This window comes from Microvirga antarctica (assembly GCF_017921815.1).
In the GTDB taxonomy this organism is placed as follows: domain Bacteria; phylum Pseudomonadota; class Alphaproteobacteria; order Rhizobiales; family Beijerinckiaceae; genus Microvirga; species Microvirga antarctica.
In genome coordinates this window covers 1-288 of record NZ_JAGEMM010000110.1, presented here as the reverse complement: position 1 = coordinate 288, position 288 = coordinate 1, and the positions used below count along the sequence as shown (strand labels likewise).

1 protein-coding gene is annotated in these 288 nt (G+C 55.2%); it reads left to right on the top strand.

The window, feature by feature from the left end; translation table 11 throughout:
- Positions 1 to 288, top strand: a 288-nt coding sequence (locus J4G32_RS21065; RefSeq protein ID WP_210497644.1) for a rhomboid family intramembrane serine protease, incomplete at both ends; no start/stop codon positions are given.

Below are 288 nucleotides of genomic sequence, written 5' to 3'. Positions count from 1 at the left end.
CCGGCGATCCGCGTTATCTGGCGGCTAGCTGGCAGTCCGGGCAGACTAACAGCGGGCTACGCTACCGCCGTTTTCCCTTTCTCGCCACGCTGCGTGAACGAGCCGGCCCTGTTACCTGGATCGTGATGCTCGCCTGCGTGCTGGTCTATATTGCGATGAGTCTCATCGGCGATCAGACGGTGATGGTGTGGCTGGCGTGGCCGTTCGATCCGGTTTTAAAATTTGAATTCTGGCGCTACTTCACCCATATCTTTATGCACTTCTCACTGATGCATATTCTTTTTAACC